Genomic DNA, 25,639 nt, shown 5'->3' with positions numbered 1-25,639 from the left:
GCGGATACGCGTCGGGGCCGGTTCGGAGAGTGCTTCTCCGGCCGGCCCCTCTTCTGTCCGGGCGGACGTCCTGTGCGGGGACGCTCACCCTGTGCGCACGTGAGTGCGGCTCAGGCGGCGGTCACCACACTGCCCATCGGGCGGTGCGGCGCGATGATCTGGCCGTCCGGCAGGAGCTCACCGGTGTCCTCGAAGAGCAGAACGCCGTTGCAGAGCAGGCTCCACCCCTGCTCCGGGTGGTGCGCCACGAGACGGGCGCCTTCCCGGTCGGCGGATTCGGCAGTCGGGCACAGTGGCTGGTGCTGGCACATGGTTGTTGGGATCTTTCGGTTTGTCGTGTGGTCTGAGATGGCTGGTTTGTCTGTCCCGCGGCTTGATGCCCCGTTCATGGCCGCCCCCCGTTGATAAATCGGTCCGGTCCCAGTGTTGCCCCACGGGCGTCAATCCGCAGGGATTTCGCAGCACGGCTTCTTCACAGGTTGATGACGCATCCCTCGCGAGGACGGTTCATCCCAACCGTACTGTCCCTTCGGGTGGTTCACAGTGGTCGGATAGGGCTAGTCCGGCGCGGGAAGGGCAAGCAAATAGCTCGTACGAGCGTATTGACGCCCGAAAGAGCGGGAATTCTCGGAACGGAAAAACGAGCGCCCCGCCGTCGGTGAATCGGCGGCGGGGCGCGAGTGGTCGGTGGGGCGGGACGGCCCCGGTCTCAGGCGGGTGATCCGAGGAGCGGGGCGGGGGTCAGTCGCGTGGTCAGCACCGGGAGGAGGTCGGCGACCCGGTGCGGGCGGTGGGCGGCGATGCCGGGCGGCGCCGGTGCCAGCGGGACCAGCAGGTCGGTCGGTGCCGGGTGGCCGGTGGCGCCGTCGGCGGTGGGGTCGGCGTGCAGCCAGAGCGTGAGCATGTACAGCTCGGGCACCGACAGCAGGCGGGGTTGGTAGGGCTGCTGCATGACCTCGGCCTGGCGCAGGGCGCGCTCGGTCGAGGTGATGTACGGGCCCTCGAAGAAATGCGAGAACGCCCAGCCGTCCGGCGTCAGCCGGGTTTCCGCGGCGGCCACGGCGCGGTCGCCGCAGCGGATCAGGAACCGCCATCCGGTGAGCCGGGTGGCGCCCGTGCCCTCCGGGGTGATCCGGTCGAGTACATGGACAGGCAACGGGAGTTCGGGAGTGGCCGGACCCTGGGCGTTCTTCAGGGAGGGGGTTCGCGCCTCGTGGACGGCGGTGGGAGAACCGAGTGCCGTGAGGACGGTGCGCAGGGCGGGCGCGGGAGCCGGGGGGACATGCAGCGGCATGGTGGGTCGCCTCTCCATTCGACAGGCACGGTGGCGCGAGGGCGGGGGCGGACGGCGCTGTCAGCTCTCGGGGGTCGGAGAGACGGGTGCCCGGGGTCCGGATGCGTGGGTCGGGTCCGCCGCGCGTGGCCTGACGGCAGGACCGAGGACCGCGAGTGCCGGCTCTCAGCCTCGTTTGCGGAGTTTATACGACACGTGTTCAACGGAGGTTTCGGCTAGCCGCTCCGCATATGAACAGCAAGGCGGTATCCGGTCTCCGGAACATGGATGTCACCCCGCTTTTTCGCGGGGGTGTGTCGGTGACCTCGGATTACCGTCGCGTAGTGGACGGCCGGTTCTCGTCGGCGCTTTTCACGAAAGCGCTCGGGGCGGAAAGCGCGTGCTCATTCTTGCCCGGTGAATGTGCCAGAAGCACGCCGAGTGAATATGGTCGGAGGTGACCGCGCTCAGCCTAGCGTGTGCAGGTCGTGCGTGGGACGTTATCGGCGGCTCTGCCTGGGCATCATCATCCGTGGACCCGGGACAGCAGAGGCCGGTTCGTCGGCCTGCCCATCCGAGGAGGGACACTTCGATGGGGGAGAAGGTCGTTGCGGGGCCGTTTGGCCTCTCCGATCGCCAGCAGTACCGCGACAAGCTCCGGCAGTGCCTGGCGGGACTGGCGCGACTGCTGGAGGAGAAGCGGTTCGACCGCCCCAAGAATCTCATGGGTGTGGAGATCGAGCTGAACCTCGTCGACGGCGACGGTCTGCCGAGAATGATGAATGCGCAAGTACTGGAGCGGATTGCGAGCCGAGATTTCCAAACAGAACTCGCCATGTTCAATCTGGAAGTCAACATTGCTCCACACCGGCTGGGTGGCCGGGTATTCGACCAGCTTTCCGAGGAACTGCGCACCTCCCTCGCCTACGCCGACCGCAAGGCGATCGAGGTGGGCGCGGGAATCGTGATGATCGGGATTCTGCCGACGCTGGGCCGTGACGACCTGGTCTCGTCGAATCTCTCGGCGGGCGATCGCTACACGCTGCTGAACGATCAGATCGTCGCCGCCCGCGGGGAGGATTTCACCCTGGACATCGACGGGGTGGAGCGGCTCGTCTGCACCTCGAAGTCCATCGCGCCCGAGGCCGCCTGCACCTCCGTGCAGTTGCACCTCCAGGTCACACCGGGCCGGTTCGCCGACGTGTGGAACGCCGCCCAGGCCGTCACCGCCGCGCAGATCGCCATCGGCGCCAACTCGCCGTTCCTGTTCGGGCACGAGCTGTGGCGGGAGTCGCGCCCGCCGCTCTTCCAGCAGTCCACCGACACCCGGCCGCCCGAACTCCAGGCCCAGGGGGTGCGGCCGCGCACCTGGTTCGGGGAGCGGTGGATCTCCTCGGCGTTCGACCTCTTCGAGGAGAACCTGCGCTTCTTCCCGGCGCTGCTGCCCATCTGCGACGACGAGGATCCGATGGAGGTCCTCGACGCCGGCGGGGTGCCCTCGCTCGCCGAACTCACCCTGCACAACGGCACGATCTACCGCTGGAACCGGCCCGTCTACGGCATCGCCGACGGGGTCCCGCATCTGCGGGTCGAGAACCGGGTGCTGCCGGCCGGGCCGACCATCACGGATGTCATCGCCAACGCGGCCTTCTACTACGGGGTCGTCCGCGCCCTCGCCGAGGAGTCGCGGCCGGTGTGGACGCGGCTGCCGTTCGAGGCCGCCGCGGCCAACTTCGACGAGGCCTGCCGGCACGGCATCGACGCGCGGCTGCAGTGGCCGCGCGGGCGCTACGGCGGCGTCGGACCGGTGGACGCGGTGAACCTCGTACGGGACGAACTGCTGCCGCTCGCGGCGGTGGGGCTGGACGCGTGGGGGGTCGAGCCGGTGGACCGGGACTTCTATCTAGGGGTGATCGAGGAGCGCTGCAGGCGTCGGGTCAACGGCGCGTCGTGGCAGGTGGAAACGTTCCATCAGGCGCTGGCCAAGGGGCTCGGCAGGGATGCGGCGCTGGCCGCGACGACCCGGCGGTACGGCGAGCTGATGCATTCCGGGGAGCCGGTCCACAGCTGGCCGGTCGGGCTGCCGGAGCCGGTGCCGCTGGGCTGAGGGCTGCTGTGACGTAAGCCGCCGGAATGTTCGGGACCGCCGCGGGTGATGATGGACCCTCGGCGGGGCCGGACAACTGGAGGCGTGGGTGCAGGGGCAGGCGGAGTCGGTGGAGGGTGCGCTGCCGGGGGAGCGGCCGGGGCGGCGGATCCTGAGGGACGAGACACTGCTGGTCCTCGCGGTCTCGCTCGGCGCGAGCGGGGTGTCCGCGCTGATCAGCTTTGTCGGCTCGGTCACCAGACCGGGAGGACTGAAGGACCAGGCGGCCACCATGAACGCCTCGGCCGCGCCCGGGCGGCCCTGGCTGGACCTGGCGTGGCAGCTCTTCGGGATCACGACCGCGCTGGTGCCCGTCGCCCTGGTCGCGCACTTCCTGCTGCGCGAGGGCGCCGGGCTGCGCACGCTCGGGTTCGACCGGACGAAGCCATGGCCGGACCTCGGGCGGGGCGCGGCGATCGCCGCGGTCATCGGCAGCACGGGCATCGCCTTCTATCTGGCGGCCCGCGAGCTCGGCTTCAACCTCACGGTGGTGCCGGAGGCGCTGCCCGAGGTGTGGTGGAAGTACCCCGTGCTGATCCTCTCCGCGATCCAGAATTCGGTCCTCGAAGAGGTCATCGTGGTCGGATATCTGCTGCGCCGGCTCGAGCAGCTGGGCTGGTCACCGGGGAAGGCGCTCGCCGCCAGCTCGGTACTGCGCGGCTCGTACCACCTGTACCAGGGCATCGGCGGCTTCATCGGCAACATGGTGATGGGCGTGGTCTTCGTCTGTCTGTACCGGCGGTGGGGGCGGGTGGGCCCGCTCGTGGTGGCCCACTCGCTGCTCGACATCGGGGCGTTCGTGGGATACGCGCTGCTGGCCGGGAAGGTGGGCTGGCTGCCCACACCCTGAGGGCCGGTGTACCGACGGGGCGCGAGGTGCGCGGGCCCGGCGGCCGGCGGGGCCGTGCGGTCAGGCGAGGAGTTCGCCGTCGATGACCGTGACCGCCCGGCCGGAGAGCAGGGTGCGCTCGCCACGGAGCTCGGTGCGGACGCGGCCCGAGCGGGCGGATGCCTGGAGGCCGGTGAGGTCCGGGTTGCCGAGGCGCTCGGACCAGTAGGGGGCGAGGGCGGTGTGGGCGCTGCCCGTGACCGGGTCCTCGTCGATGCCGATGTTGGGGAAGAAACAGCGCGAGACGTAGTCGTGGCCGGCGGCGGGGTCCGCCGCACGGGCGGTGGCGATGATGCCGCGCGCGGAGTACCGGCCGAGGGAGCGCAGGTCGGGAGCCAGGCCCAGCACCGTCTTCTCGTCGGCCAGTTCCACCAGCAGGTCACCGACGTTCGGGCCGGTGTCGACGGCGCCGAGCGGCTCCGCGCCCAGGGCCTCGGCGACACCGTCGGGGACGGCGACCGGGGTGAGGGGCGCGGTCGGGAAGTCGAGGGTGAGGGAGCCGTCCGGCCGGGGTGTGGCGCTGAGCACCCCGCTGCGGGTGGCGAACCGGACCGGGCCCTCATGGGTGTGCGTGCTGGTCAGGACATGTGCGGTGGCCAGGGTGGCGTGGCCGCACATCGCCACCTCGGCGACCGGTGTGAACCAGCGCAGCGCCCAGTCCGCCTCGCCTCCCTCGGGGAGGGGATGGGCGAACGCGGTCTCGGCGTGGTTGACCTCCTTGGCCACGTTCCGCAGCCAGGCGTCGTCGGGGAAGGCGTCGAGGAGGAGGACCCCTGCGGGGTTGCCGGAGAAGGGGCGGTCGGTGAAGGCGTCCACGATACGAATGCGCATGGGTCGACGCTAGGCGGTCGGCGGAGCCGCGGGCCAAGGCCAATTCCAGGAAGGTGGACCGGATTTCGGAGGCCAGTCGGTGTCGGCCGGGGCGTGAGGCCGCGTACGGCGTCGGCACGGCCGGTCAGTGGACCGAGAAGCCGCCGTCCACGCAGATCGACTGCCCGGTGATGTAGCCGGCGGAGCGGCCCGCCAGGAACACCGCCGCTCCGGCGAAGTCGTCGGCCAGGCCGTTGCGGCCGGCCAGGGTGCGCGCGGCGAGGGCGGCCACCTTCTCCGGGTCGGACGACAGCCGGGTGTTCAGCGGGGTCGGGACGAAGCCGGGGACCAGGGTGTTGCAGGTGACGCCGTGGGGTGACCACTCCTCGGCCTGCGACCGGGCCAGTGACTCCAGCGCGCCCTTGGAGACGCCGTACGCGCCACTGCGGACGAACGCCCGGTGCGCCTGCTGGGAGGTGATGTGGATGATGCGGCCGTAGCCCCGCTCGGCCATGCCGGGGCCGAAGCGCTGGCCCAGCAGGAAGGGCGCGTCCAGGTTCACGGCCATGGTGGTGTCCCACACGTCCTCGCCCAGTTCGCTGAGTGGTGGGCGCAGGTTGACGCCGGCGCTGTTGACGAGGATGTCCGGCTCGCCGAACGCGTCGGCCGCCTGCTCGGCCGCCGCGCGCACACCGGCGCGGGTGCTCAGGTCGCCGCTGACCCCGGCCGCCCGGCAGCCGTCCGCCGTCAGCTCGTCGACCGTGGCCGACAGCTCCGCCTCCCTGCGCGCGACGATCACCACGCGTGCGCCTGCCCGGGCGAGGGCCCCGGCGATGGCCCTGCCGATGCCGGAGCTGCCGCCCGTCACCACGGCGACCCGGCCGTCCAGCGAGAACAGTGCGGAGAGATAGCTGTCGGAGATCATTCCCGCACCCTAGAGGGCGGGTCGAGGGGGGTGAGGTGCGGGGGAGCGGCGGGCTCCTGCCCGGCCGGCCGGGGTGTGCCGCTCCGCTCAGGTCGGTCGGCCCGGGGTGCCGGTGACGTGGTCGATCGCCGCGGTGACGTCGGCCGCGATGTGGGTGGGACGGGGGGCGTCCTCGGGCCAGGTGCGGCCGTTGGCCACCCACACGCTGGGCAGGCCGAGTCCGGTGGCGCCCGCGATGTCGGCCTGCGGTGAGTCGCCGACGACCCAGGCGCCGGTCAGGGGGAGGCCGACGGTGGCGGCCGCGGCGTGGAAGATCTCCGGTACCGGTTTCTTGTGGCCGACGGCCTCGGAGACGACCCAGCCCCGGACCAGACGGTCGAGGCCGGTGGCGCGGATCTTGGCCTCCTGCTGGGCGGTGCGGCCGTTGGTGACGATCACACAGGTCCAGCCGGCGGCCCGGGCCCGGTCCAGTGCCTCGCGAGCGGCGGGGGCGAGCACCACGCGGTCCGCGGCGCCGGTGTCGAGCAGGGTGCGGACGGCGGCGGGCGGCACCGCGTCCGCGTAGCGGTCGGCCATCGCGGCGGCGACCTCGTCGCGCGGGGTGTAGCCGCCGGCGTCGACGGCCATCACCCACGCCAGGTCGGTTTCGGGCAGGCCGTGCGCGGCGAGGAAGGCGGCCACGGCGTCGCGGAAGGCCGCGTCACGGTCAACCAGGGTGTTGTCGAGGTCGAGCAGCAGTAGGGGCACGCACGGCAGTAGATCACGGCGGCGATGTGTATCGGGGGTTGTCAGGCGACAGGTCCCGATATATCGTTGAGGCATCGCGACAGATCAACGATGGAATGGAGTGATTGCGATGCGTTCCCGTGGACAGGACTTCGGATTCGAGCGTGGACATGGACGCCGTGGTGGGGAGCACCCCCACGGCCGAGGTGACGCCGAGGCGCTGCGCGCCGCCTTCGGGCCCTTCGGGCCGGGCCATGGTGGGCCCGGGCCGTTCGGACCGTTCGGTGGGGGCCCCTGGGGTGGGCGCGGCCGAGGCGGACCGAGGGGCAGGGCGCGGCGGGGCGACGTTCGCGCGTCGATCCTGGCCCTCCTCAAGGACAGGCCCATGCACGGCTACGAGATGATCCAGGAGATCGCCGAGCGCAGTGGCGGGGCGTGGAAGCCCAGCCCCGGTTCGGTGTACCCCACCCTCCAGCTGCTGGAGGACGAGGGGCTGATCGCCAGTGCGACCGAGGGCGGCAAGAAGCTGTTCTCGCTCACCGACGCCGGTCGCACCGCGGCCGACGAGGGGCCCGAGGCACCTTGGGAGGAGGCCTCGCGCGGGGTCGACTGGGAGGCGCTGAGCGAGATCCGGCAGGCCGGCTTCGGTCTCATGGAGGCGTTCGGTCAGGTCTGGAAGACCGGCGACAAGGATCAGCGCGACAAGGCGCTGACGGTGATCAACGAGGCCCGCAAGAAGCTGTACCTGATCCTCGCCGACGAGGACTGAGGCGACGGCTGAGGCGGTAGCCGGGTGATCGGTGAAGGGAAGCGCCCCGCGGAGGTTTCCGCGGGGCGCTTTCGCGTGGGCAGGTGTCCGCGGGGCGGTCCAGATGTCTGCGGGCTGCGGGTGTGTGCGGGGCGCGTGGGTGGTGTGCGGCGGGCGCGGGGTCAGACCACGAGGGCGCCCAGCTTGCGCAGGGACTCGGCGAGCGCGGCCGTCGCCGAGTCCTTCAGCTTGCCCGCCATCAGGGAGACGGCGGCGCCGGTGAACCGGCCGTCGATACGGACCCGGGTGGCGTCGCCCTCGGGGGTGAGGGTGTAGCGGGTGGCGAGGTCCACGGCCATCGGGCCCTTGCCCTGGATGGCCAGCGTCCGGGCGGGTTCCAGTTCGGCGATGGTCCACTCGACCTCCGCCGGGAAGCCCATCAGCCGCAGGTTCTCCTGGAAGGTGCCGCCCACCGCGAGGGTGTCCGGGCCGCCCTTGGGGAAGCCGGTGTGGGTCGTGTTCCACTCGCCGTACGCGGGCCAGTCGACGAGCCGGGCCCAGACATGCTCGGCGGGTGCCTCGATGCGTGCCTCCGCGCTGACTTCGGCCATGCGACAACCCCTTCGTCTCGGACGGTGGTCGGTGGTCGGTGGTGTCGCGGAACGTAGTCGCGAGGGCGGGAACATTCAATACTGATGAAGCGTCAGGCAGCGTCCGGGGTGGCTCTGTTCGGCCTCGCGCCTATGTCACCCGTCGGATCAGCGCCGCGTCGAACAGGTCCCACGCGCGCGGCAGCCGGCTCTCGTCGTGGCAGTGCCAGGCCTCCCAGAAGAGGTCGGCGGGCCGTGCGGTCCGGGGGGCGTACACCCGGTACACGTACTGTCTGCCGTCGATCGCCGGCAGGGTCACCAACCAGCACCCGCTCTCCATGCGCTGAGGGACGAGCGCCGGTGCGTCGTGGTTGCGTGCGGGGCGTGGGGCAAGCAGGCGCGCGCCCCTGAGGCGGAGCGATCGGATCTCATCCGTAGGGAGGAGGCCGGGGTCCGCCCCGCGCAACCTGTGTCGGACGCGAAGATGCTTCCTTTCGTGGATGCCCCGGAGGCGGTGGGACTGATGGGGTGAAGGGGTGCGATCCCGAATTCCCCGGCAGTCGGCCGTAGACCATGGTCCGGACCACGTGGAGATCGAGGACAGGCTCACGGACGAGCTGGCCTCGGTGGTCGCCGGTGCGCGCAGACGGGCCCTCCGCGACGGGGACCGGCAGATCGACACCGCCCATCTGCTGCACTCGCTCATCGAGTCCGACCCCGAGGTCCGCGCCGTCTTCGACGGTACGCAGGTCGCCCGGCTGCTCGGCTATCTGGTGCAGCGCAGCATCGGCTACGGACTGCGCTGGCAGATCGGCTTCGAGGACGCCGGTGTCGTCCCGGGGGCACCGGGCACCCCCGGCTGGTCCCCCGTGGCGGCGCGGGCGATGACACAGGCGTACGACCGTGCCGTGCGCCGGGGCGGACGGGCGGCCCACGGCCTCGACCTGCTCGCGGTGCTGGTCGCGGCCGGAGGGTCGCGGGCCGTGGAGGTGATGGGCGGCGTGGGCGTCGATGCCGCGGTGGTGGCGCGGCGGATCGCCGACACCGGGGAAGGCCGGGGCGAAGGGGCGGAGGTGGAGGTGGAGCGGGTTCGAGGGGGCGTCGTGGGCCGGGACTGAGCGCGTTGAGCCGCGCCCACCTGGAGTCCAGCTGGCGAGACAGGTGTCATTGGGGGTGACGCTCCTGTCGTCGGCTGTCATCATGAGCCGGTGCATACGTCTCAGGGGAGTCAGGCGCACCGCGGGCGCGGTGCCGGGCTGGTGATCGCGCTGGGGTCCGCCCTCGCCTTCGGTGGATCGGGGACCGCGGGCAAACCGCTCATCGAGGCGGGGCTCGATCCGCTGCATGTGGTGTGGCTGCGGGTGGTCGGCGCCGCGCTGGTGATGCTGCCGCTCGCCGTGCGCCACCGGGATCTGGTGGTCCGCCGGCCCGCGCTGCTCGTGGGGTTCGGGCTGTTCGCCGTGGCCGGTGTGCAGGCCTTCTACTTCGCGTCGATCTCCCGCATCCCCGTCGGTGTCGCCCTCCTCGTGGAGTACCTCGGGCCGGCACTGGTCCTCGGCTGGGTGCGGTTCGTGCAGCGGCGGCCGGTGACTCCGGCCGCCGCCGTCGGGGTCGTGCTCGCGGTCGGCGGCCTCGCCTGTGTCGTCGAGATCTGGTCGGGGCTGACCTTCGACCCGCTGGGGCTGCTGTTCGCGCTCGGGGCCGCCTGCTGTCAGGCCGGGTACTTCGTCCTGTCCGACCAGGGCAGCGACGCGGGGGCCGAGGCGCCGGATCCGCTCGGGGTCATCGCCTACGGGCTGCTGGTGGGGGCGGCGGTGCTCACCGTGGTGGCCCGGCCGTGGGGGATGGACTGGGCCGTGCTCGGCGGGTCCGCGTGGATGGACGGGACGGCCGTGCCTGCCTGGCTGCTGCTCGCGTGGGTGGTGCTGCTCGCCACGGTGGTCGCGTACGTCACCGGGGTGGTGGCCGTGCGGCGGCTGTCTCCGCAGGTGGCGGGGGTCGTGGGATGCCTTGAGGCGGTTGTCGCGATCATGCTGGCGTGGGCCCTGCTGGGGGAGCACCTGTCCGCTCCGCAGATCGTGGGCGGGGTGGTGGTGCTGGTCGGGGCGTTCGTCGCGCAGCGGGTCGCCCCGGGGAAGGGGGAGTCCCGGAAGGTGGCGTCCGGTGGGGAAGGGGTCGAAGCCGAGCTGTCGGTGGGGCGGGGGCGGTGATGTCGTCGGGGGCGGGTGGTCTTCGGGACGCGGGTCGAGTGTGGTCGCTCGCGCGGTTCCCCGCGCCCCTTACGGGGCGCGGCCCCTTCGCTCCATCGTCCCGTCAGCCTCTTCGACCTACAGCGTCCTGAGATAGTCCGGGAGTTCCGTGCCCGGGGCCAGGTCCGGGTCCGGGACGGGGGTCTCGTAGCCCTTGCGGAGGGGGACGACGCCGGCCCAGTGGGGGAGGGAGAGGTCTTCGGGTTCGTCGTTGACGCCGCCGGTACGGGTCTTGGCGGAGACCTCGTCCAGGTCGAGGCGGATCACGGCGGTGGCCGCGAACTCCTTGCCGTTGGCGGGCCGGGAGTCCCGCGAGCGGCCCGGTACGACATGGTCGACGAGGGCGTCCAGGGCGATCCGCCGCTCCTGCGGGTCGGTGACCTGGTGGGCGATGCCGTGCACCACCACCGAGCGGTAGTTGATCGAGTGGTGGAAGCCGGAGCGGGCCAGGATCAGCGCGTCCACATGTGTGACCGTGAGGCAGACCGGGAGGCCCGGGTCGGCCTGGCCCGTCATGCGCAGGGGGCGCGAGCCCGTCGAACCGTGTACATAGAGCGTCTCGCCGACCCGGGCGTACAGGGTCGGCAGCACCACCGGCGCGCCGTCGCGGACGAAGCCGAGATGGCAGACGTACCCCTCGTCGAGTATCGCGTGCACCAGCTCCCTGTCGTACGCGGCCTTCTGCGCGGACCGGGTGGGGACGGTGCGGGCGGTGGGGGTGTACGCGGCGGGCGATGGCGTCTGCTCTGGTGTCGTCGGCTGCTGGGTCCCCGTCATTGCGTTCTCCATTGCACTAGTGCATAATCTTGTTTGTGCTAGGAGGATATATGATCGTTGGGCGGCGTGCAGCCGAGATCGCGGCGAGCGTCGAGCAGGCGGTGGGGGCGGGCGAGCTGGAGCCCGGCCAACTGCTTCCGCCCATGCGGGAGTTGGCGGAGCGACTCGGAGTGAATCCGAACACCGTCGCGGCCGCCTATCGCACGCTGCGCGAGCGCGGGGTCATCGAGACCGCCGGCCGGCGGGGGAGCCGGGTGCGGTCCCGGCCCGCGACGACCGGGCGCGAGTACATCCGGGTCGAGGTGCCGGACGGGGTGCGGGACCTCGCTGACGGCAATCCCGACACCGCTCTGCTGCCGCGGCTGGCGGAGGCGTTCGCCGTCGCCGCCGAGCAGGGCGACCGTGAGCCGGTGCTCTATGGATCGGGAGCCGTGGAGCCCGAGTTGGCGCGGATCGCGCGGGCCGAGCTGGACGCCGACGGGGTGCCGGACGGGCCGGTCGCCGTCACCTCCGGATCGCTCGACGCCATCGAACGGATCCTGGCCGCCCACCTCAAACCCGGGGACGCCGTCGCCGTGGAGGACCCGGGCTGGGGGAGCGTGCTCGATCTCGTCCCGGCGCTCGGGCTGCGTGTCGTCCCGGTCGGCGTCGACGACGACGGGCCGCTCCCCGACGACGTACGCGGGGCGCTGGCGGCCGGGGCGCGGGCCCTGATCGTCACCGACCGGGCCCAGAACCCGACCGGTGCGGCCGTCGGCCCCGCACGCGCGCGTGCCCTGCGGTCCGTGCTGAGGGGGCACCCCGAGACCCTGCTCGTCGAGGACGACCACGGCTACCGGATCGTCGACCAGCCCCTGCACCCACTGGCCGGGGTCACCCACAGCTGGGCCTTCGTACGGTCGGTCGCCAAGGCGTACGGCCCCGACCTGCGGCTCGCGGTGCTCACCGGGGACGCCGTCACCGTCGACCGGGTGCGGGGACGGCAGCGGCTGGGGCCGGGCTGGGTGAGCCGGCTGGTGCAGCGGGCCGTCGTACGGCTGTGGTCAGGCGGGGCGGTGGACGCCCCGGCCGTGGCCGCCGCGTACGGGCGGCGGAGGGAGGCGCTGATCGACGCGCTCGCCCGGCGCGGGGTCGAGGCGTACGGCGTCAGCGGGATGAACGTGTGGATCAGGGTCCCCGACGAGACCGGCGCGGTCGCCCGGCTGCTGCACGCCGGCTGGGCCGTCGCGCCCGGCGCGCGCTTCCGGATGAACGCCCCGCAGGGCATCCGGATCACGGTCTCCACCCTCACCGAGGAGGACATCGGGAGGCTGGCGGACGCGGTCGCCTCGGCGGTCGGGCCCGGAGCGGGCGGAGTGTCGGCGGGCGGCGGGTACGTCTGAGCGTGCCCCTCGGTTCAGGCGCGGGGGCGGGCCTGGGTCAGGGCCGCGCCGGCCAGGACGATCGCCGCGCCGACCGGGGTCGTCCAGGCCAGGGGTTCGCCGAGGAGGACGACACCGGCGGCCGTGGCGATGACCGGGATGAGGTAGGTGACCATCTGGGCGGTCGTCGGGCCGATCTCGGAGACCAGGCCGTACTGCAGGAGCATCGCGACACCCGTGCCGAGGGCGCCCAGCGTGATCACCGCCAGCAGGGGAAGGACCGGGAAGCTGGTCGGCAGGGTCGTGAACAGCGGGGTGACGACGGCCAGTTGAGCGGTGGCCAGCAGGAGCTGGGTACCGGTGAGGGACAGCGGGGAGTCCGTGGTGCCGGCCAGCGTGCGACGGAGGTAGATCCAGCCGACCGGATAGCTGAGGGAGGCGAGCAGCGCCAGCGCGGTGCCCGTGGCGTCCACGCCGTGGAAGCCCTGCCAGGCGCCGAGCACGGTGAGCACACCGAGGAAGCCGAGGCCGAGGCCGGCCACCCGCACCCGTGTCGGACGGTCCTCCGAGAGCGCGACCAGGGAGAGGGCCATGCCCCACAGGGGCGAGGTGGCGTTGCAGATGCCCGCCAGGGTGGACGGGATGGTCAGCTCCGCGTAGGCGAACAGCGAGAACGGCAGCGCGTTGAGGAGGAAGGCCGCCACGGTGAGATGGCCCCAGGTGCGCGGGGAGCGCGGCAGCGGCTGCCGCTTCACCGCCATCGCCGCCGCGAGGACCAGCGTGCCGAACAGCAGCCGCCCGAAGGTGACCTGGAAGGGCGCGTACGCCTGCGTGCCCACCTTGATCAGGAGGAAGCTGAAGCCCCAGACGAGGGAGAGGAAGCCGAACCGCAGCCGCCAGTCGACGGTGGCGCGGCGCGGGCGGTCGGGGGCGGCGGCGGGCGTTCGTGTGGGCACGGCGGTGGTCATGGCCCCACGATGGCCTCGACCGATCTCGTAGCACAAGCGAGAATTAGTGAGCTGAACCTCGTAGTATCGCTTACATGTTGAATCTGGAGCGCCTGCGCACTCTCGACGCCCTCGCCCGGCACGGCTCGGTCAGCGGGGCCGCCGAGGGACTGCATGTGACGACCTCGGCCGTCTCGCAGCAGATGGCCAAGCTGGAACGGGAGGTCGGGCAGCGCCTGCTCGCCAAGAACGGGCGGGGTGTGCGGCTCACCGACGCGGGGCGGCTGCTCGCCGACCACGCCGGGCGCATCCTGTCGCAGGTCGAACTGGCGCAGTCGGACCTGGAGGCGCAGCGGGGACAGGTCGTCGGCGAGCTGCGGCTGGCGGCGTTCCCGACCGCTGTCCGGGGGCTGTTTCCCGCCGTCTTCCGCGCGCTGCGCGAGAACCACCCGGCGCTGCGCGTCCGCTCACGGGAACTGGAACCCGAACTCGCCATCAACGCCGTGATCCGGGGCGACGCCGACCTGGCCGTCGTCCTCGACTGGTACAACAAGCCGCTGCCCGTGCCCGAGGGGCTCGCCCGGGCCGCGCTCCTCGACGACCCGGTGGAGGTGGCGCTGCCCGGGGACCACCCGCTCGCCGGGCGGGACGACATCGATCTGCGGGAGCTGGCGGAGGAGCCGTGGGTCGCCTGGCCCGAGGGCGAGTTCTGCCACGAATGGCTGCTCTACACCCTGCGCGCCCACGGCATCGAGCCCCGGATCGCCCACCGCGCGGGTGAGCACCACACCCAACTCGCGCTCGTCGCCGCCGGGTTGGGCGTGTGCATCGCACCCCGGCTCGGCCGCGACCCGATGCCGGCCGGGGTACGGACCGTGCCGGTGCGCCATCGGGTCCACCGCAGCGTCTACGCGGTGTGGCGCGCGGACGCCGACCGGCGGCCGTCGATCCGGGCGGCGGTCGAGGCGCTGCGGGTGGCGGGCGACGCGTGCGAGGCGGGTTGAGCCCTCGTGGCGGGGGCCGCCGGGACAGGCCCTAGCCCAGCTTGCGGAAGTCCCAGGAGGCGATCGCGTCCGGGGTGAGGCGGAGCCAGGCGTGTCTGCCGTCGTGGGGCATCTCGTCGATGCCGAAGTTCTTGCGGGCGAACAGCCGCTCCACCTCGACGAGTTCGGGCACCGGCTCGCCCGTGCGCGGAGCCTCGCCGACGAACTCCGCGGTGCCGGACAGCTCGACGCCCCGCAGCTCGCCGTACTCCTCGCCCGCGTCGACCACCACGGCGACACGCGGATCGCGGCGCAGCGCGGACCAGCGTCTGCTGCGGGTGATCGAGTAGAGCCAGAGGGAGGTGCCGTCCCAGACGAACCAGAGCGGGCTGATGTGCGGGGCTCCGTCCGGCGACACCGTCGCGACCCTGCATGTGCGCTGTGCGCCCAGGAACTCGTCCAGTTCGGCGGGGTCCATCATGATTCTCCGGCCCCGGCGCTGCGTGACGGTCATGCCGATCCCCTCCGCTGACGTGGCGTCAGAAGAGCATCGGCTGTCTTCCGTCCATGTGCAAGGGGCGTTACGCTCGCCGGCCCGATCGTCGGCGACAAGGGGACCGCCATGCCGTCCAACGCGAGTGAGCCGAAGCGGCGACGGGAGTTGAGCGGGCTGCTCGATCCCGCCACGACCGTCCTGCTCACCGTCGAGTGCCAGCGCGGTGTCGTAGGACCGGAGAGCGCGCTGCCCGAACTCGCCCACGAGGCCCGGGCATCGGGGGCGCTCGCCAACGTGGCCCGGCTCGTGGCGGCGGCCCACGCGCACGGAGTGCAGGTCCTGCACGCCGTCGCCGAACGACGGCCCGACGGGCGGGGCGCCAACCGCAACGCCCGGCTGTTCCGCGCCGCCGAACGGCTGCCCGTACGGCAGTTGACGGGCACCGCGGCCGTACGCGTCGCGCCGCCCGTCGAGGTCGCCGACGAGGATCTGATCGTACGGCGGCTGCACGGGCTGTCGCCGCTCGCGGGCACCGACGTGGACGCGCTGCTGCGCAATCTGGGGTGCCGCACGCTGGTGGTCGCCGGCGTCTCGGCGAATGTGGCCGTGCCGAACGCGGTGTTCGACGCGGTGAACCTCGGCTACACCGCCGTCGTACCCGGGGACGCCATCGCGGGGGTGCCTGCCGACTACACCCCCGCGATGATCCGCCACACCCTGGCGTTGGTCGCCACGGTCGCGACCACCGGGGAGGTGGTGGGGTGTTGGGAGGGGGTCGGGGGAGGGGGGCGTGGGGGTGCCTGACAGACGTTTGGTCAGGCACCTAACAAACGCTTGGTGGCCCAACAGACGTTTGGTCGGACACCTGACAAACGTTTGGTCCGGGCGCCGCCGCCCCGTCGAACCTCAGGCCAGCATGATCGACTCGCCCGACACACTGACATCCTTGGCCGGCAGCGCCTTCGTCGCCGGGCCGCTCTTCACGCTGCCGTCGGCGATCGAGAAGTTGCTGTTGTGACAAGGGCAGTTGATCACACCGTCGGCGATCGACTTCACCGCACAGCCCTGGTGGGTGCAGACCGAGGAGAACGCCTTGAAGCTGCCCGCCTCCGGCTGGGTGACGACGACGCCCTCGCTCGCGAAGATCTTGCCGCCGCCCTCGGGGATGTCGGAGGTCTTGGCGATCTCCTTGCCGCCCGCGCTGTCGCCGCCGGTGCTGCCGCTGCTCGCGTCGGCGTTCGAGTCGCTGCCCGCGTCACCGCCGGCCCCGGCTCCGGACGAGACCGAGGCCGAGGAGTCGTCGTCCGACCCGCACGCGGTCAGCGCGACGGTGAGCCCCGCCACGCCGGCCGCCGCCATGACGGTGCGACGGCCCGGAATCGAGGAGGGTTTGATCGTTTCGCTGGTCATGCTGTCGGTTCCTTCCGAGATGGCTTTGCACTTTCGCCCATGGGTACGGCGGGCCTGTGCTTGAACGTTCAGACAGGGTGCACATCTTGACCTGTCCGGGATCACGGCAGTGTCAAAAGCAGCTGTCTGGAAGCTGTCGGTTCGCGGCAGGGCGGGGGAGGGGTGCCGACGGGCGGAGCTCTCACGTGCCGACGGGCCGTGGTGCGCCGAGCCGGGACCCCGCGAGGTCAGGACACCAGCTCCCGGGCGTCATCACGGTGATGCGGGCCGGCGGGCAGAACCAGGGCGTCATCGGCAACAACGCGCCCCTGGTGTACGCGGAGCTCGACAAGTTCGTCCAGCGGGGCGGCGACGTGAGCGAGGGCGAGGAACCTCAGCGCAACCCGCTCCACCGGCTCATTGACCTGATCTCGTCGATCCTCTCCCCGATCCTGTGGCCGCTGGCGGCCTCCGGCCTCCTCAAGGCGTTCCTGAGCGCGGCCATCCAGTGGCAGTGGCTCGACGCCAAGTCGCAGACCTACGTCATCCTGAACGCGACCGCCGACGCGATCTTCTACTGCCTGCCGCTGTTCCTGGCCGTCACCGCCGCGAAGCGGTTCAGGGCCAACCAGTTCACCGCGATGGCGATCGCCGGCGCGCTGGTCCACCCCGCGCTGGTCGCGCTCAACACCGGCGACGCGGTCCGGTTCTGGCAGGTCTTCGTGGTCTTCGGCCTGCACTGGGGCTTCATACCGCTGTTCATCAACGACTTCACCATCCAGGGCAATTCGCTGCTCGTGGGCCCGCTGCTGCCCGCCGGGGTCACCGAACCGGGGATCTACGGCGTCAACCTGCCGCTCAAGCGTCCCTTCTGCTTCGGTGCGGTCGGCGGTGCCGTCGCCGCCGGAGGCAGCGCGCCCAACGCGTTCCTCTTCCCCTCGCTGCTCGCCCTGCCCGCCTTCTCCGAGGCCGGCAGCTTTGTCCGCGGGAGGCGCGGGAACTCGCGCGCGCGGTGCTCACCCCGTCGTGACCTCGGCTCCGGCCACCCGCCGGTCGCCCTCCGGCCGCGCGCCGGCGGTTCACACGGCGGGGTCGAGGTGCCGTTCGAGTGCCTGGGTGAGCGAGTCGGCACTGGCGACCGGTCCGCCGAGCCGGTGGGTGCCGGTGGTGGTGTGCAGGAGCAGGGTCGGGTAGGCGTCGACGCCGAGCCGGCGCAGTTCGCGGAACTCGCTCTCCACCTCGGTGCGGGACGCCGGGGCCAGGAAGGCGTCGGCGACGGCGTCGGCGTCCAGGCCGTGCTCGGCGGCGATGGACCGGTGCACATCGACGTCGGAGAGGCTTCGGCCCTCGACGTACCAGGCGTGCTGGAGGGCACCCGCCATCTCCAGGGCCCGCTCGGGGGCCTGGCGGCACAGCGCCGCCAGGGCGGTCGCGGCGTCCGTGGAGTCCATCACCGTGCTCCCCTCGGCCAGCGCCCGCAGGTAGCCCTCGCCGAACGCGACCCCCGTGAGGGCCGCGATCCGCTCGTTCGCCGCCGGTATGTGCGGATACGCCGAGATGGGCAGCGCCCGCGGACCCGAGAAGAGACCGCCGGACAGCACACGCAACTCGATGCGGTCCGCGTTCTCGGCGGCGAACTGCCGCAGGGCCGGACCGAAGCCGTAGCACCAGCCGCAGTAGGCGTCGAAGGCGTAAGTGAGCCGGACGGTCATCCGAACCTCCATGGTAGAAGTCAGTCATCGATCTCAGCCGAGTGACCGCGTCCCCGCCGCCGCGTCCCGCGCCTGACTTCGAACACTAGGAGAATCGGAACACGGCGCCCAGGTGAAGCGAGGTCCGGTCGTGGTGAAAAACGGACACGACGAGATCCAGGAAGTCCCCTACGATCCACCGCCGGCCGCCGCGGCCGGGATCGAGGTGATGACGATCACCGAGCTGCGTGAGCGCATGCGCCGCCGCGGCGGCACCCGGGGCGCCCGGGACGCCGAGGGGACCGGACACCCCCAGCGTCCGGACTTCCACCTGCTGCTCGCCGTGGACCGAGGGCCGCTCTGGCACATGGCCGACTTCGCCGACTACGCCCTCACCGACGGCACATGGCTGTGGGTGCGGCCCGGACAGGTGCAGCGCTTCGGCGACCTGCGCACGGCCTCCGGCACCCTGCTGCTGTTCCGGTCCGACGTGCTCGACTCCGCCACCGCGGCCGAGACACACCTCAACGACCCGTTCGGCCGCACTCTGTGGCAGGTCGCCGGCGAGGACGCCGACGCCCTGCGCCACGCCCTCGCACATCTGGCCCACGAGTACCGCACCGGCGGCCTGCCCGACCACACCCGCTCGGCCGTCCTCCAGCGCCTGCTCGCCGTGCTCCTGCTGCGTCTGACCCACCTGATCACACCGGTGGGGACCACGACCGGCGAGCACGCGGACACCTTCCAGCGGTTCCGCTCCGCCGTGGAGAAGGACTACGCCCTGGCCAGGGACGTCGGACACTACGCCCGCGCCCTCGGCTACGCGCCGCGCACGCTGACCCGGGCCGCGCTCGACGCCGCCGGCGTCGGAGCCAAGGAGTTCATCGACCGCCGCGTCGTCCTGGAAGCCAAGAGACTCCTTGCCCACGGCGACGCATCCGTGGCCCACATCGCCGCCCGGCTCGGCTTCCTCGACGCCAGCAACTTCGTCAAGTACTTCGCCCAGCGCACCGGCACCACACCGGCGGCCTTCCGCGCCCGCTTCCGCCCGGATTCCCGCACCCGCTGAGCTCGCCCTCCACGCTCGATCGGCCTTCGCCGATGATCACCCCCGGTTACTATGCTCACTTCATGCCGGAGGCCGGAGGCAAGGGGCGTGGATCGCAAGGTGGATGAATGGGTGACCTGAGGACATGCTGAGAAGTGTCGCCGCGACCCGCTACATCACCCCACTGCGGGAAGGCGGTTCGCTGCCCGGTCTCGTCGAGGCCGACGACCGCGGCACGTACGTCCTGAAGTTCGCGGGCGCCGGACAGGGCCGCAAGACGCTGGTCGCGGAGGTCGTCTGCGGGGAGCTGGCCCGGCGGCTCGGGCTGCGGGTGCCCGGTCTCGTCACCGTCGACCTCGACCCCGTGCTCGGGCTCGGCGAACCCGACGAGCAGGTGCAGGAGCTGATCAAGTCCAGCGGCGGCACCAACCTGGGCATGGAATTCCTGACCCGCGCCCTCGGCTTCGATCCGCTCGCCTTCGAGGTGGGCCCCGAGGAGGCCGGCCGGATCGTCTGGTTCGACGCGCTGATCAACAACGTCGACCGTTCCTGGCGCAACCCGAATCTGCTGATGCGGCAGGGCGAGCTGTGGCTCATCGACCACGGGGCCACCATGATCTGGCACCACCACTGGCCCGGCGCCCAGGCCTCCGCCGCCAAGCCGTACGACGCCGCCGACCACGCCCTCGCCCGCTTCCGCCCCGATGTCGCCGCGGCCGCCGCCGATCTCGCGCCCCTGGTCACCGAGGAACTGCTCGCCGAGGTGACCGCCGGGATCCCGGACGTCTGGCTGACGGACGAGCCCGGCTTCGAGACACCGGACGCACTGCGGCGGGCGTACGCGGAGCCGCTGCTCGCGCGGGCCGCGGGCATCCACGCACGCATCGAGGGGATCGACGGGATCGAACACATCGGGGGGATCGGGTGAGCGACCGCTTCCTGGGGACCGGGGCCTCCGGACAGGACGTCTACGAGTACGCGCTGCTGCGGATCGTGCCCCGGATCGAGCGCGGCGAGTGCTTCAACGCGGGCGTCCTCGTCTACAGCCGCTCCCGGGGCCTCGTGGCCGCCCGCACCCACCTCGACGAGGCCAAGCTGCTCGTGCTGGACCCCGGCGCGGACGTGGCGGGCGTGCGCGCCGCGCTGCGCGCCGTGGAAGGTGTGTGCGCCGGGGGAGAGGCAGCCGGGCAGGCCGCCCGCGACGACGCCGGACGGCGGTTCCGGTGGCTTGTCGCGCCCCGTTCCACGGTCGTCCAGGCGGGACCCGTGCACACTGGGCTCACCGCGGATCCGGCGGCGGAGGCCGAGCGGCTGCTCGCCCTGCTGGTGGAGTGACCCGACGTAGGGAATGACCCCGACGTAAGGGATCACACAAGGGATCGCACCTGGTGGAACGTTGACACCGGGTGCCAGGACTTCTAGCGTCACGTGTGCTGAAGGTACTAAGCGGTCGCTCACCAGAGGGAGGGCGCCGCAGGAGCCGCATCCAAGGGCGAGGAGAACCAGCAATGTCCACCACTGAGCAGCGTGTCGCCGTGGTCACGGGTGGCGCGCGCGGCATCGGCGCCGCGACCGCCGTACGACTGGCCGCCGAGGGGCGGGCCGTCGCGGTGATCGACCTCGACGAGGCCGCGTGCAAGGACACCGTGGAGAAGATCACCGCCGCCGGCGGCCGGGCGCTCGCGGTCGGCTGCGACGTCTCCGACGAGGCGCAGGTCGAGGCCGCCGTCACCCGGATCGCCGAGGAGCTGGGCGCGCCGACGATCCTGGTGAACAACGCGGGCGTGCTCCGCGACAACCTGCTGTTCAAGATGAGCGCCTCCGACTGGGACACGGTCATGAACGTGCACCTGCGCGGCGCCTTCCTGATGGCCAAGGCCGTCCAGAAGCACATGGTCGAGGCCAAGTTCGGCCGGATCGTCAACCTGTCCTCGTCCTCCGCGCTCGGCAACCGCGGCCAGGCCAACTACTCCGCCGCCAAGGCCGGGTTGCAGGGCTTCACCAAGACCCTCGCCATCGAACTCGGCAAGTTCGGCGTCACCGCCAACGCCGTCGCGCCCGGCTTCATCGTCACCGACATGACGGCCGCCACCGCCGCCCGCGTCGGCATGGGCTTCGAGGACTTCCAGGCCGCCGCCGCCACCCAGATCCCCGTGCAGCGCGTGGGCCGGCCCGAGGACATCGCCGGGGCCATCGCGTACTTCACCGGCGAGGACGCCGGATTCGTCTCCGGCCAGGTGCTGTACGTCGCCGGCGGACCGCTCGACTAGGGGATCGGGAACATGACTTCGGTGGAACTCCCCGAGCTTTCGGGCAAGGTCGCCCTCATCACCGGCGCCAGCCGCGGCATCGGCCACGGCATCGCCGAGGCCCTCGTCGCGCGCGGCGACCGGGTCTGCATCACGGGCCGCAACGAGGACACGCTCAAGGAGGCCGTCGAGCAGCTCGGCGCCGACCGTGTCATCGGCGTCGCGGGCAAGGCCCACGACGAGGCGCACCAGGCCCAGGCCGTCGAGCGCACGATGGAGGCCTTCGGCCGCGTCGACTTCCTGGTCAACAACGCCGGGACCAACCCGGTGTTCGGCCCGATCGCCGACCTCGACCTGAACGTGGCCCGCAAGGTGTTCGAGACCAACGTGATCTCGGCCCTCGCCTTCGCCCAGAAGACGTGGCACGCCTGGCAGAAGGACAACGGCGGCGCGATCGTCAACATCGCCTCCGTGGCCGGTGTCTCGGCCTCGCCGTTCATCGCGGCGTACGGCATCAGCAAGGCCGCCATGATCAACCTGACCGTGCAGCTGGCGCACGAGTTCTCGCCCGGGGTGCGGGTCAACGCGATCGCGCCCGCCGTGGTGAAGACCAAGTTCGCCCAGGCCCTGTACGAGGGCCGGGAGGCCGAGGCCGCCGCGGCGTACCCGCTCGCCCGGCTCGGTGTGCCCTCCGACATCGGGGGCGCCGCCGCCTTCCTCACCTCCGAGCAGTCCGACTGGATCACCGGCCAGACCCTCGTGGTGGACGGCGGCATCTTCCTCAACGCCGGGGTGGGCTGACAGAGTACGACGGGCGCCGGTCCACTCTTCACGGAACGTCTCCGGCGCCCGTCCGCAACCCTCACCGGGACTCGACAACGCCGTCACAAGCGGACTGATCAAGGGCACTTTCGGACGGGCGCCTGCGGTCGCAGGGGCCTGCGGTATCGTTCGCCCACTCTTGGTACGGCATTTCGAGGAGCATGCACGTGTTCAACCGGAACCGATACTTGCCGCCACTCGCGGTGATCGCGTCCATATCCGTGGTGACCGGGTGTGGTGTGTTCTCCTCGGACGCCTCCGACGACGCTGACCCCATCGTGGTGGGGACCACCAGCGCACCGAGCACCCTGGACCCGGCCGCGGCCTGGGACAGCTCCTGGGAGCTGATGCGCAACGTCTTCCAGCCCCTGCTCGGCTACTCGCCCGGGGGGTCCGACCCCGAGCCGGACGCCGCCGAGAGCTGCGAGTTCACGGACAGCTCCAGCACCGTGTACAGCTGCACCCTGCGCGAGGGGCTGAAGTTCTCGAACGGGCACACGCTGGACGCGAAGGCCGTCAAGTACTCCTTCGACCGGATCAAGAAGATCAACGTCAACGGCGGCCCCGCCGGTCTGCTGACCACCCTCTCCCGGGTGCAGACCAAGGGCGACCGTGAGGTCGTCTTCCACCTCAGCCAGCCCGACGCGACCTTCCCGCTGGTGCTCACCACGCCCGCGATGTCGATCGTGGATCCCGAGGAGTACCCCGCGGACAAGCTCCGCGAGGACGGGAAGATCACCGGCTCCGGGCCCTACAACCTCTCCTCCTACGAGGAGGGCAAGAAGGCCGAGCTGGTCAAGAACGACAACTACGAGGGCATCGCGGAGCTCAAGAACTCCGCGATCACCATCGAGTACTTCCAGCAGTCCGACAAGATGGTCAGCGCTCTCAAGAACAAGGACATCTCGGTCATCTACCGGGGGCTCGGTGCCGCGGACATCGTGGAGATCCAGGCCAACCACGACGAGGAGGGGCTCCAGATCGTGGAGAACCCCACCACCGAGATCAGCTACCTGGTGTTCAACCCCAAGGACACCTGGGCCAAGAACCCCGCCGTCCGCAAGGCGGTCGCCCAGGTCCTCGACCGGCCGGCGCTCGCGCACAACATCTACAAGGACACCGTCGAGCCGCTGTACTCCATGATCCCCAGCGGGCTGGTGGGCCACACGACGGGCTTCTTCGACGACTACGGCAACCCCAGCGCGACCAAGGCGAAGTCCATCCTCACCGAGGCGGGCATCACCGAAACGGTTCCTCTCACGCTCTGGTACACCTCGGACCGCTACGGCTCCCAGACCAAGCCGGCCTTCGAGGAGCTGAAGCGGCAGCTGGAGTCGTCGGGACTGTTCGAGGTCACGCTGAAGAGCCGCCCCTGGAAGACCTACTCCGAGGGCTACCAGAAGGGCGAGTACCCGATCTTCGGGCGCGGCTGGAACCCCGACTTCAACGACGCCGACAACTTCATCGCCCCGTTCGTGGGCGAGCAGAACGCGCTCGGCACGCCGTACAAGAGCCCCGAGATCACGGACAAGCTGCTCCCCGAGTCGCGCGCCGAGAGCGACCGCGGCGCGGTGACCGAGGAGTTCGAGGAGGCCCAGCAGATCCTGGTGGACGACGCCCGGCTGATCCCGCTGTGGCAGGGCAAGGCGTACACGGCCGCGAACGAGGAGATCGCCGGCCTGGAGAACGTCATCGACCCCGCGACGATGATGATCATGTGGCAGCTCTCCTGGAAGACCAGCTGGTAATTCCGGGGGCCCGGCCCCGTTGTCAGTGGGCGGCTGTAGGTTCTGTGCTCTGAAGGCGGTCGCGCTCCGCGCGACTGCCCATGGCCGCGTGCTGCGCGGCCGTGAAGTGAGCGCACACCGGAGGAAGTTGACGTGACCGACATCGCCATGCTGCCCGAGTCCTGGCGCGGGGTCCTGGGGGACGAGCTTCAGCAGCCCTACTTCAAGGAACTCACCGAGTTCGTCGAGGAGGAGCGCGCCAAGGGTCCCGTCTACCCTCCGCGTGAGCAGGTCTTCGCCGCGCTGGACGCCACACCGTACGAGAGCGTCAAGGTGCTCGTCCTCGGCCAGGACCCGTACCACGGCGAGGGCCAGGGGCACGGCCTGTGCTTCTCCGTGCGGCCGGGAGTGAAGACCCCGCCCTCGCTGCGGAACATCTACAAGGAGATGCAGGCGGAGCTGGGCACCCCGATCCCGGACAACGGCTATCTGATGCCGTGGGCCCAGCAGGGCGTGCTGCTGCTCAACGCGGTGCTCACGGTCCGCTCCGGCGAGGCCAACTCGCACAAGGGCAAGGGCTGGGAGAAGTTCACCGACGCCGTGATCCGCGCCGTCGCCGACCGGCCCGACCCGGCGGTCTTCGTGCTGTGGGGCAACTACGCGCAGAAGAAGCTCCCGCTGATCGACGAGGAGCGCCACATCGTGGTCAAGGGCGCGCACCCCTCGCCGCTGTCGGCCAAGAAGTTCTTCGGCTCGCAGCCCTTCACGCAGATCAACGAGGCTGTCGCCCGCCAGGGGCACGAGGCGATCGACTGGACGATCCCCGACCTCGGCTGACCCGCGTACACCGCCACCCCCGTCCGCCTTTCCCTCCGGTCCGCCCCGCAGCGGGCCCCCGACCCGGGGCGCCCCGTCGGCCGTACGGAGCGGCCTGACCGGGATTGCCGGTGCCTGCCGTTAGCGTCGGGAGGGACAGGCGGGACAGGGGCGAGGAGTGCGGAGGACGCGGTGGTGGAGCGACAGGAGCAGGTGGCACCGGACGCCGTGATGACCCGGATCGGGCAGGCGGTCATGCTGCACCACGGCGGTGACCGCGAGGAGGCCCGGGACCGGCTCCGGCAGCTGTGGGCGGAGATCGGCGACGACGGCGCTCCGCTCCACCGCTGCACACTGGCGCACTATCTGGCCGACACCCAGGACGACCCGGACAGCGAACTGGCCTGGGACCTCAGGGCGTTGTCGGCGGCCGACGAACTCTCCGGCCGCCCGTGCGGGGAGCCGGCCGAGGACAGGTCCGGGGAGCCGGCCGACGGCCGGATGGCGGGCCGGCCCACCAGGCCGCCCGCCACGCGGCCCACGGAACACGAGGACGACCTCGCGGTACGGGCCTTCTACCCCTCGCTCCACCTCAACCTCGCCGTCGACTACGCCGGGCTGGGCCGCCACGAAGCGGCCCGCAGCCATCTGCGGCTGGCCCGGGGCGCGCTGGCCGCGCTGGGGGCCGACGCCCACGGCGACGGTGTCCGCGCCGCCCTGGCCCGTCTGGAGGCCCGGCTCGACGAGGAGGGCCCCGCCGGAGGGGAGACGCCGGGGCCGCCGCGGCAGCGGCCCTAGGTCGTGTCCGCAGAGTCCCGCCTGCCCCGCGGCATCTGGCACGCTCCCCCACTCTCGGCTGCGCCCGAGCGGGAGGGCCCCCACCGCCGCACCGGGCGAAATCCCAAGTAGATCCAGTACGAGGGCTTGCGCCCGGCACGCCGAGAGCACGCTCCCCCAGTCTCGGCTTCGCTCGACCG

General features: G+C 71.5%; 28 protein-coding genes and 1 pseudogene. 17 read left to right on the top strand and 12 right to left on the bottom strand.

Features of this window, described 5'->3' with window-relative positions; all coding sequences use genetic code 11:
- Positions 1 to 110 precede the first annotated feature (110 nt).
- Positions 111 to 311, bottom strand: a complete 201-nt coding sequence (locus J8M51_RS11645; RefSeq protein WP_086756025.1) for a DUF5999 family protein — start codon at positions 309 to 311, stop codon at positions 111 to 113.
- Positions 312 to 709: 398 nt separating this feature from the next.
- Positions 710 to 1,294 (bottom strand): hypothetical protein, encoded by a 585-nt coding sequence (locus tag J8M51_RS11640; RefSeq protein ID WP_086756023.1) that lies wholly within the window; start codon positions 1,292 to 1,294, stop codon positions 710 to 712.
- A gap of 571 nt (positions 1,295 to 1,865) precedes the next feature.
- On the opposite strand from J8M51_RS11640, the gene J8M51_RS11635 reads away from it, so the two are divergent.
- Together J8M51_RS11635 and J8M51_RS11630 are read left to right on the top strand one after the other, a co-directional pair.
- The gene (locus tag J8M51_RS11635) at positions 1,866 to 3,380 is read left to right on the top strand and encodes a glutamate-cysteine ligase family protein (RefSeq protein WP_086756021.1); all 1,515 of its coding nucleotides are present in this window, start codon (positions 1,866 to 1,868) and stop codon (positions 3,378 to 3,380) included.
- Positions 3,381 to 3,468: 88 nt separating this feature from the next.
- Positions 3,469 to 4,269: a CPBP family intramembrane glutamic endopeptidase gene (locus J8M51_RS11630; protein ID WP_107473727.1), complete on the top strand. Its 801-nt coding sequence runs from the start codon at positions 3,469 to 3,471 to the stop codon at positions 4,267 to 4,269.
- A 60-nt stretch (positions 4,270 to 4,329) separates the two neighbouring features.
- Here J8M51_RS11630 and J8M51_RS11625 read toward each other — a convergent pair whose 3' ends face one another.
- The 3 genes from J8M51_RS11625 to J8M51_RS11615 form a co-directional block, all read right to left on the bottom strand.
- Positions 4,330 to 5,139, bottom strand: coding sequence for a PhzF family phenazine biosynthesis protein (locus J8M51_RS11625; RefSeq protein WP_086756019.1), 810 nt, complete (start codon positions 5,137 to 5,139; stop codon positions 4,330 to 4,332).
- 124 nt (positions 5,140 to 5,263) lie between these two features.
- Entirely contained in the window at positions 5,264 to 6,043 is a 780-nt protein-coding gene (locus J8M51_RS11620) for an SDR family NAD(P)-dependent oxidoreductase (RefSeq protein ID WP_216590305.1), read from the bottom strand.
- Between the two features lie 87 nt (positions 6,044 to 6,130).
- A complete protein-coding gene (locus J8M51_RS11615) occupies positions 6,131 to 6,790 on the bottom strand; it encodes an HAD family hydrolase (RefSeq protein ID WP_179203396.1) in 660 nt (219 codons plus the stop codon).
- Between the two features lie 109 nt (positions 6,791 to 6,899).
- Between J8M51_RS11615 and J8M51_RS11610 the strand changes: the two genes are divergently transcribed.
- On the top strand, positions 6,900 to 7,538 hold the full coding sequence (locus tag J8M51_RS11610; protein WP_086761639.1) for a PadR family transcriptional regulator: 639 nt from the start codon (positions 6,900 to 6,902) through the stop codon (positions 7,536 to 7,538).
- A 161-nt stretch (positions 7,539 to 7,699) separates the two neighbouring features.
- Here J8M51_RS11610 and J8M51_RS11605 read toward each other — a convergent pair whose 3' ends face one another.
- Together J8M51_RS11605 and J8M51_RS11600 are read right to left on the bottom strand one after the other, a co-directional pair.
- Positions 7,700 to 8,128, bottom strand: coding sequence for a type II toxin-antitoxin system Rv0910 family toxin (locus tag J8M51_RS11605; RefSeq protein WP_086761641.1), 429 nt, complete (start codon positions 8,126 to 8,128; stop codon positions 7,700 to 7,702).
- A 130-nt stretch (positions 8,129 to 8,258) separates the two neighbouring features.
- A complete protein-coding gene (locus tag J8M51_RS11600) occupies positions 8,259 to 8,447 on the bottom strand; it encodes a hypothetical protein (RefSeq protein ID WP_179203397.1) in 189 nt (62 codons plus the stop codon).
- A gap of 247 nt (positions 8,448 to 8,694) precedes the next feature.
- Here J8M51_RS11600 and J8M51_RS11595 point away from each other — a divergent pair, with 247 nt between their 5' ends.
- A complete protein-coding gene (locus J8M51_RS11595; protein WP_086761645.1) occupies positions 8,695 to 9,225 on the top strand; it encodes a Clp protease N-terminal domain-containing protein in 531 nt (176 codons plus the stop codon).
- A 90-nt stretch (positions 9,226 to 9,315) separates the two neighbouring features.
- Positions 9,316 to 10,317, top strand: coding sequence for an EamA family transporter (locus tag J8M51_RS11590; protein ID WP_267299144.1), 1,002 nt, complete (start codon positions 9,316 to 9,318; stop codon positions 10,315 to 10,317).
- A gap of 117 nt (positions 10,318 to 10,434) precedes the next feature.
- Here the strand turns inward: J8M51_RS11590 and J8M51_RS11585 are convergent, their stop codons facing one another.
- Positions 10,435 to 11,133 (bottom strand): pyridoxamine 5'-phosphate oxidase family protein, encoded by a 699-nt coding sequence (locus tag J8M51_RS11585; RefSeq protein WP_086753647.1) that lies wholly within the window; start codon positions 11,131 to 11,133, stop codon positions 10,435 to 10,437.
- A 35-nt stretch (positions 11,134 to 11,168) separates the two neighbouring features.
- Here J8M51_RS11585 and J8M51_RS11580 point away from each other — a divergent pair, with 35 nt between their 5' ends.
- Complete coding sequence (locus J8M51_RS11580) at positions 11,169 to 12,515, top strand: aminotransferase class I/II-fold pyridoxal phosphate-dependent enzyme (RefSeq protein ID WP_086753644.1); 1,347 nt, start codon at positions 11,169 to 11,171, stop codon at positions 12,513 to 12,515.
- 14 nt (positions 12,516 to 12,529) lie between these two features.
- On the opposite strand, the gene J8M51_RS11575 is transcribed toward J8M51_RS11580, so the two are convergent.
- Positions 12,530 to 13,462 carry a DMT family transporter gene (locus J8M51_RS11575; RefSeq protein ID WP_267299143.1) on the bottom strand — a complete coding sequence of 311 codons (933 nt, stop codon included), beginning with the start codon at positions 13,460 to 13,462 and terminating at the stop codon, positions 12,530 to 12,532.
- A gap of 74 nt (positions 13,463 to 13,536) precedes the next feature.
- Between J8M51_RS11575 and J8M51_RS11570 the strand changes: the two genes are divergently transcribed.
- Positions 13,537 to 14,445, top strand: a complete 909-nt coding sequence (locus J8M51_RS11570; protein WP_216591684.1) for a LysR family transcriptional regulator — start codon at positions 13,537 to 13,539, stop codon at positions 14,443 to 14,445.
- Between the two features lie 31 nt (positions 14,446 to 14,476).
- On the opposite strand, the gene J8M51_RS11565 is transcribed toward J8M51_RS11570, so the two are convergent.
- The gene (locus J8M51_RS11565) at positions 14,477 to 14,938 is read right to left on the bottom strand and encodes a pyridoxamine 5'-phosphate oxidase family protein (RefSeq protein WP_086763937.1); all 462 of its coding nucleotides are present in this window, start codon (positions 14,936 to 14,938) and stop codon (positions 14,477 to 14,479) included.
- Between the two features lie 108 nt (positions 14,939 to 15,046).
- Between J8M51_RS11565 and J8M51_RS11560 the strand changes: the two genes are divergently transcribed.
- Positions 15,047 to 15,724: a cysteine hydrolase gene (locus J8M51_RS11560; RefSeq protein ID WP_267299142.1), complete on the top strand. Its 678-nt coding sequence runs from the start codon at positions 15,047 to 15,049 to the stop codon at positions 15,722 to 15,724.
- A 102-nt stretch (positions 15,725 to 15,826) separates the two neighbouring features.
- Here J8M51_RS11560 and J8M51_RS11555 read toward each other — a convergent pair whose 3' ends face one another.
- Positions 15,827 to 16,330, bottom strand: a complete 504-nt coding sequence (locus J8M51_RS11555; RefSeq protein ID WP_216591346.1) for a Rieske (2Fe-2S) protein — start codon at positions 16,328 to 16,330, stop codon at positions 15,827 to 15,829.
- Positions 16,331 to 16,590: 260 nt separating this feature from the next.
- Between J8M51_RS11555 and J8M51_RS46270 the strand changes: the two are divergent.
- A pseudogene (locus J8M51_RS46270) lies at positions 16,591 to 16,932 on the top strand (hypothetical protein); the annotation flags it as partial.
- A 456-nt stretch (positions 16,933 to 17,388) separates the two neighbouring features.
- Here J8M51_RS46270 and J8M51_RS11545 read toward each other — a convergent pair.
- On the bottom strand, positions 17,389 to 18,021 hold the full coding sequence (locus tag J8M51_RS11545; RefSeq protein WP_086755622.1) for a DsbA family protein: 633 nt from the start codon (positions 18,019 to 18,021) through the stop codon (positions 17,389 to 17,391).
- 133 nt (positions 18,022 to 18,154) lie between these two features.
- Between J8M51_RS11545 and J8M51_RS11540 the strand changes: the two genes are divergently transcribed.
- The 8 genes from J8M51_RS11540 (at position 18,155) to J8M51_RS11505 (ending at position 25,460) form a co-directional block, all read left to right on the top strand.
- Positions 18,155 to 19,069, top strand: coding sequence for an AraC family transcriptional regulator (locus J8M51_RS11540; protein ID WP_256964585.1), 915 nt, complete (start codon positions 18,155 to 18,157; stop codon positions 19,067 to 19,069).
- A 124-nt stretch (positions 19,070 to 19,193) separates the two neighbouring features.
- Entirely contained in the window at positions 19,194 to 19,976 is a 783-nt protein-coding gene (locus J8M51_RS11535; protein WP_086755623.1) for a HipA family kinase, read from the top strand.
- A complete protein-coding gene (locus tag J8M51_RS11530) occupies positions 19,973 to 20,383 on the top strand; it encodes a DUF3037 domain-containing protein (RefSeq protein ID WP_086755624.1) in 411 nt (136 codons plus the stop codon). The genes J8M51_RS11535 and J8M51_RS11530 overlap by 4 nt, the downstream gene beginning before the upstream one ends.
- A 173-nt stretch (positions 20,384 to 20,556) precedes the next feature.
- Positions 20,557 to 21,318, top strand: a complete 762-nt coding sequence (gene fabG / locus J8M51_RS11525) for a 3-oxoacyl-ACP reductase FabG (RefSeq protein ID WP_086755625.1) — start codon at positions 20,557 to 20,559, stop codon at positions 21,316 to 21,318.
- A gap of 12 nt (positions 21,319 to 21,330) precedes the next feature.
- On the top strand, positions 21,331 to 22,098 hold the full coding sequence (locus J8M51_RS11520) for an SDR family oxidoreductase (protein ID WP_086755626.1): 768 nt from the start codon (positions 21,331 to 21,333) through the stop codon (positions 22,096 to 22,098).
- Between the two features lie 188 nt (positions 22,099 to 22,286).
- Positions 22,287 to 23,867, top strand: coding sequence for an ABC transporter substrate-binding protein (locus J8M51_RS11515; protein WP_086755627.1), 1,581 nt, complete (start codon positions 22,287 to 22,289; stop codon positions 23,865 to 23,867).
- A gap of 132 nt (positions 23,868 to 23,999) precedes the next feature.
- Entirely contained in the window at positions 24,000 to 24,683 is a 684-nt protein-coding gene (locus tag J8M51_RS11510; RefSeq protein ID WP_086755628.1) for a uracil-DNA glycosylase, read from the top strand.
- A gap of 171 nt (positions 24,684 to 24,854) precedes the next feature.
- Entirely contained in the window at positions 24,855 to 25,460 is a 606-nt protein-coding gene (locus J8M51_RS11505; protein WP_086755629.1) for a tetratricopeptide repeat protein, read from the top strand.
- Positions 25,461 to 25,639 lie beyond the last annotated feature (179 nt).

Source organism: Streptomyces griseiscabiei, assembly GCF_020010925.1.
Classification (GTDB): Bacteria; Actinomycetota; Actinomycetes; order Streptomycetales; family Streptomycetaceae; genus Streptomyces; species Streptomyces griseiscabiei.
Note: the sequence above shows the minus strand (reverse complement) of the source record. Positions and strands in the feature narration are given on the sequence as shown.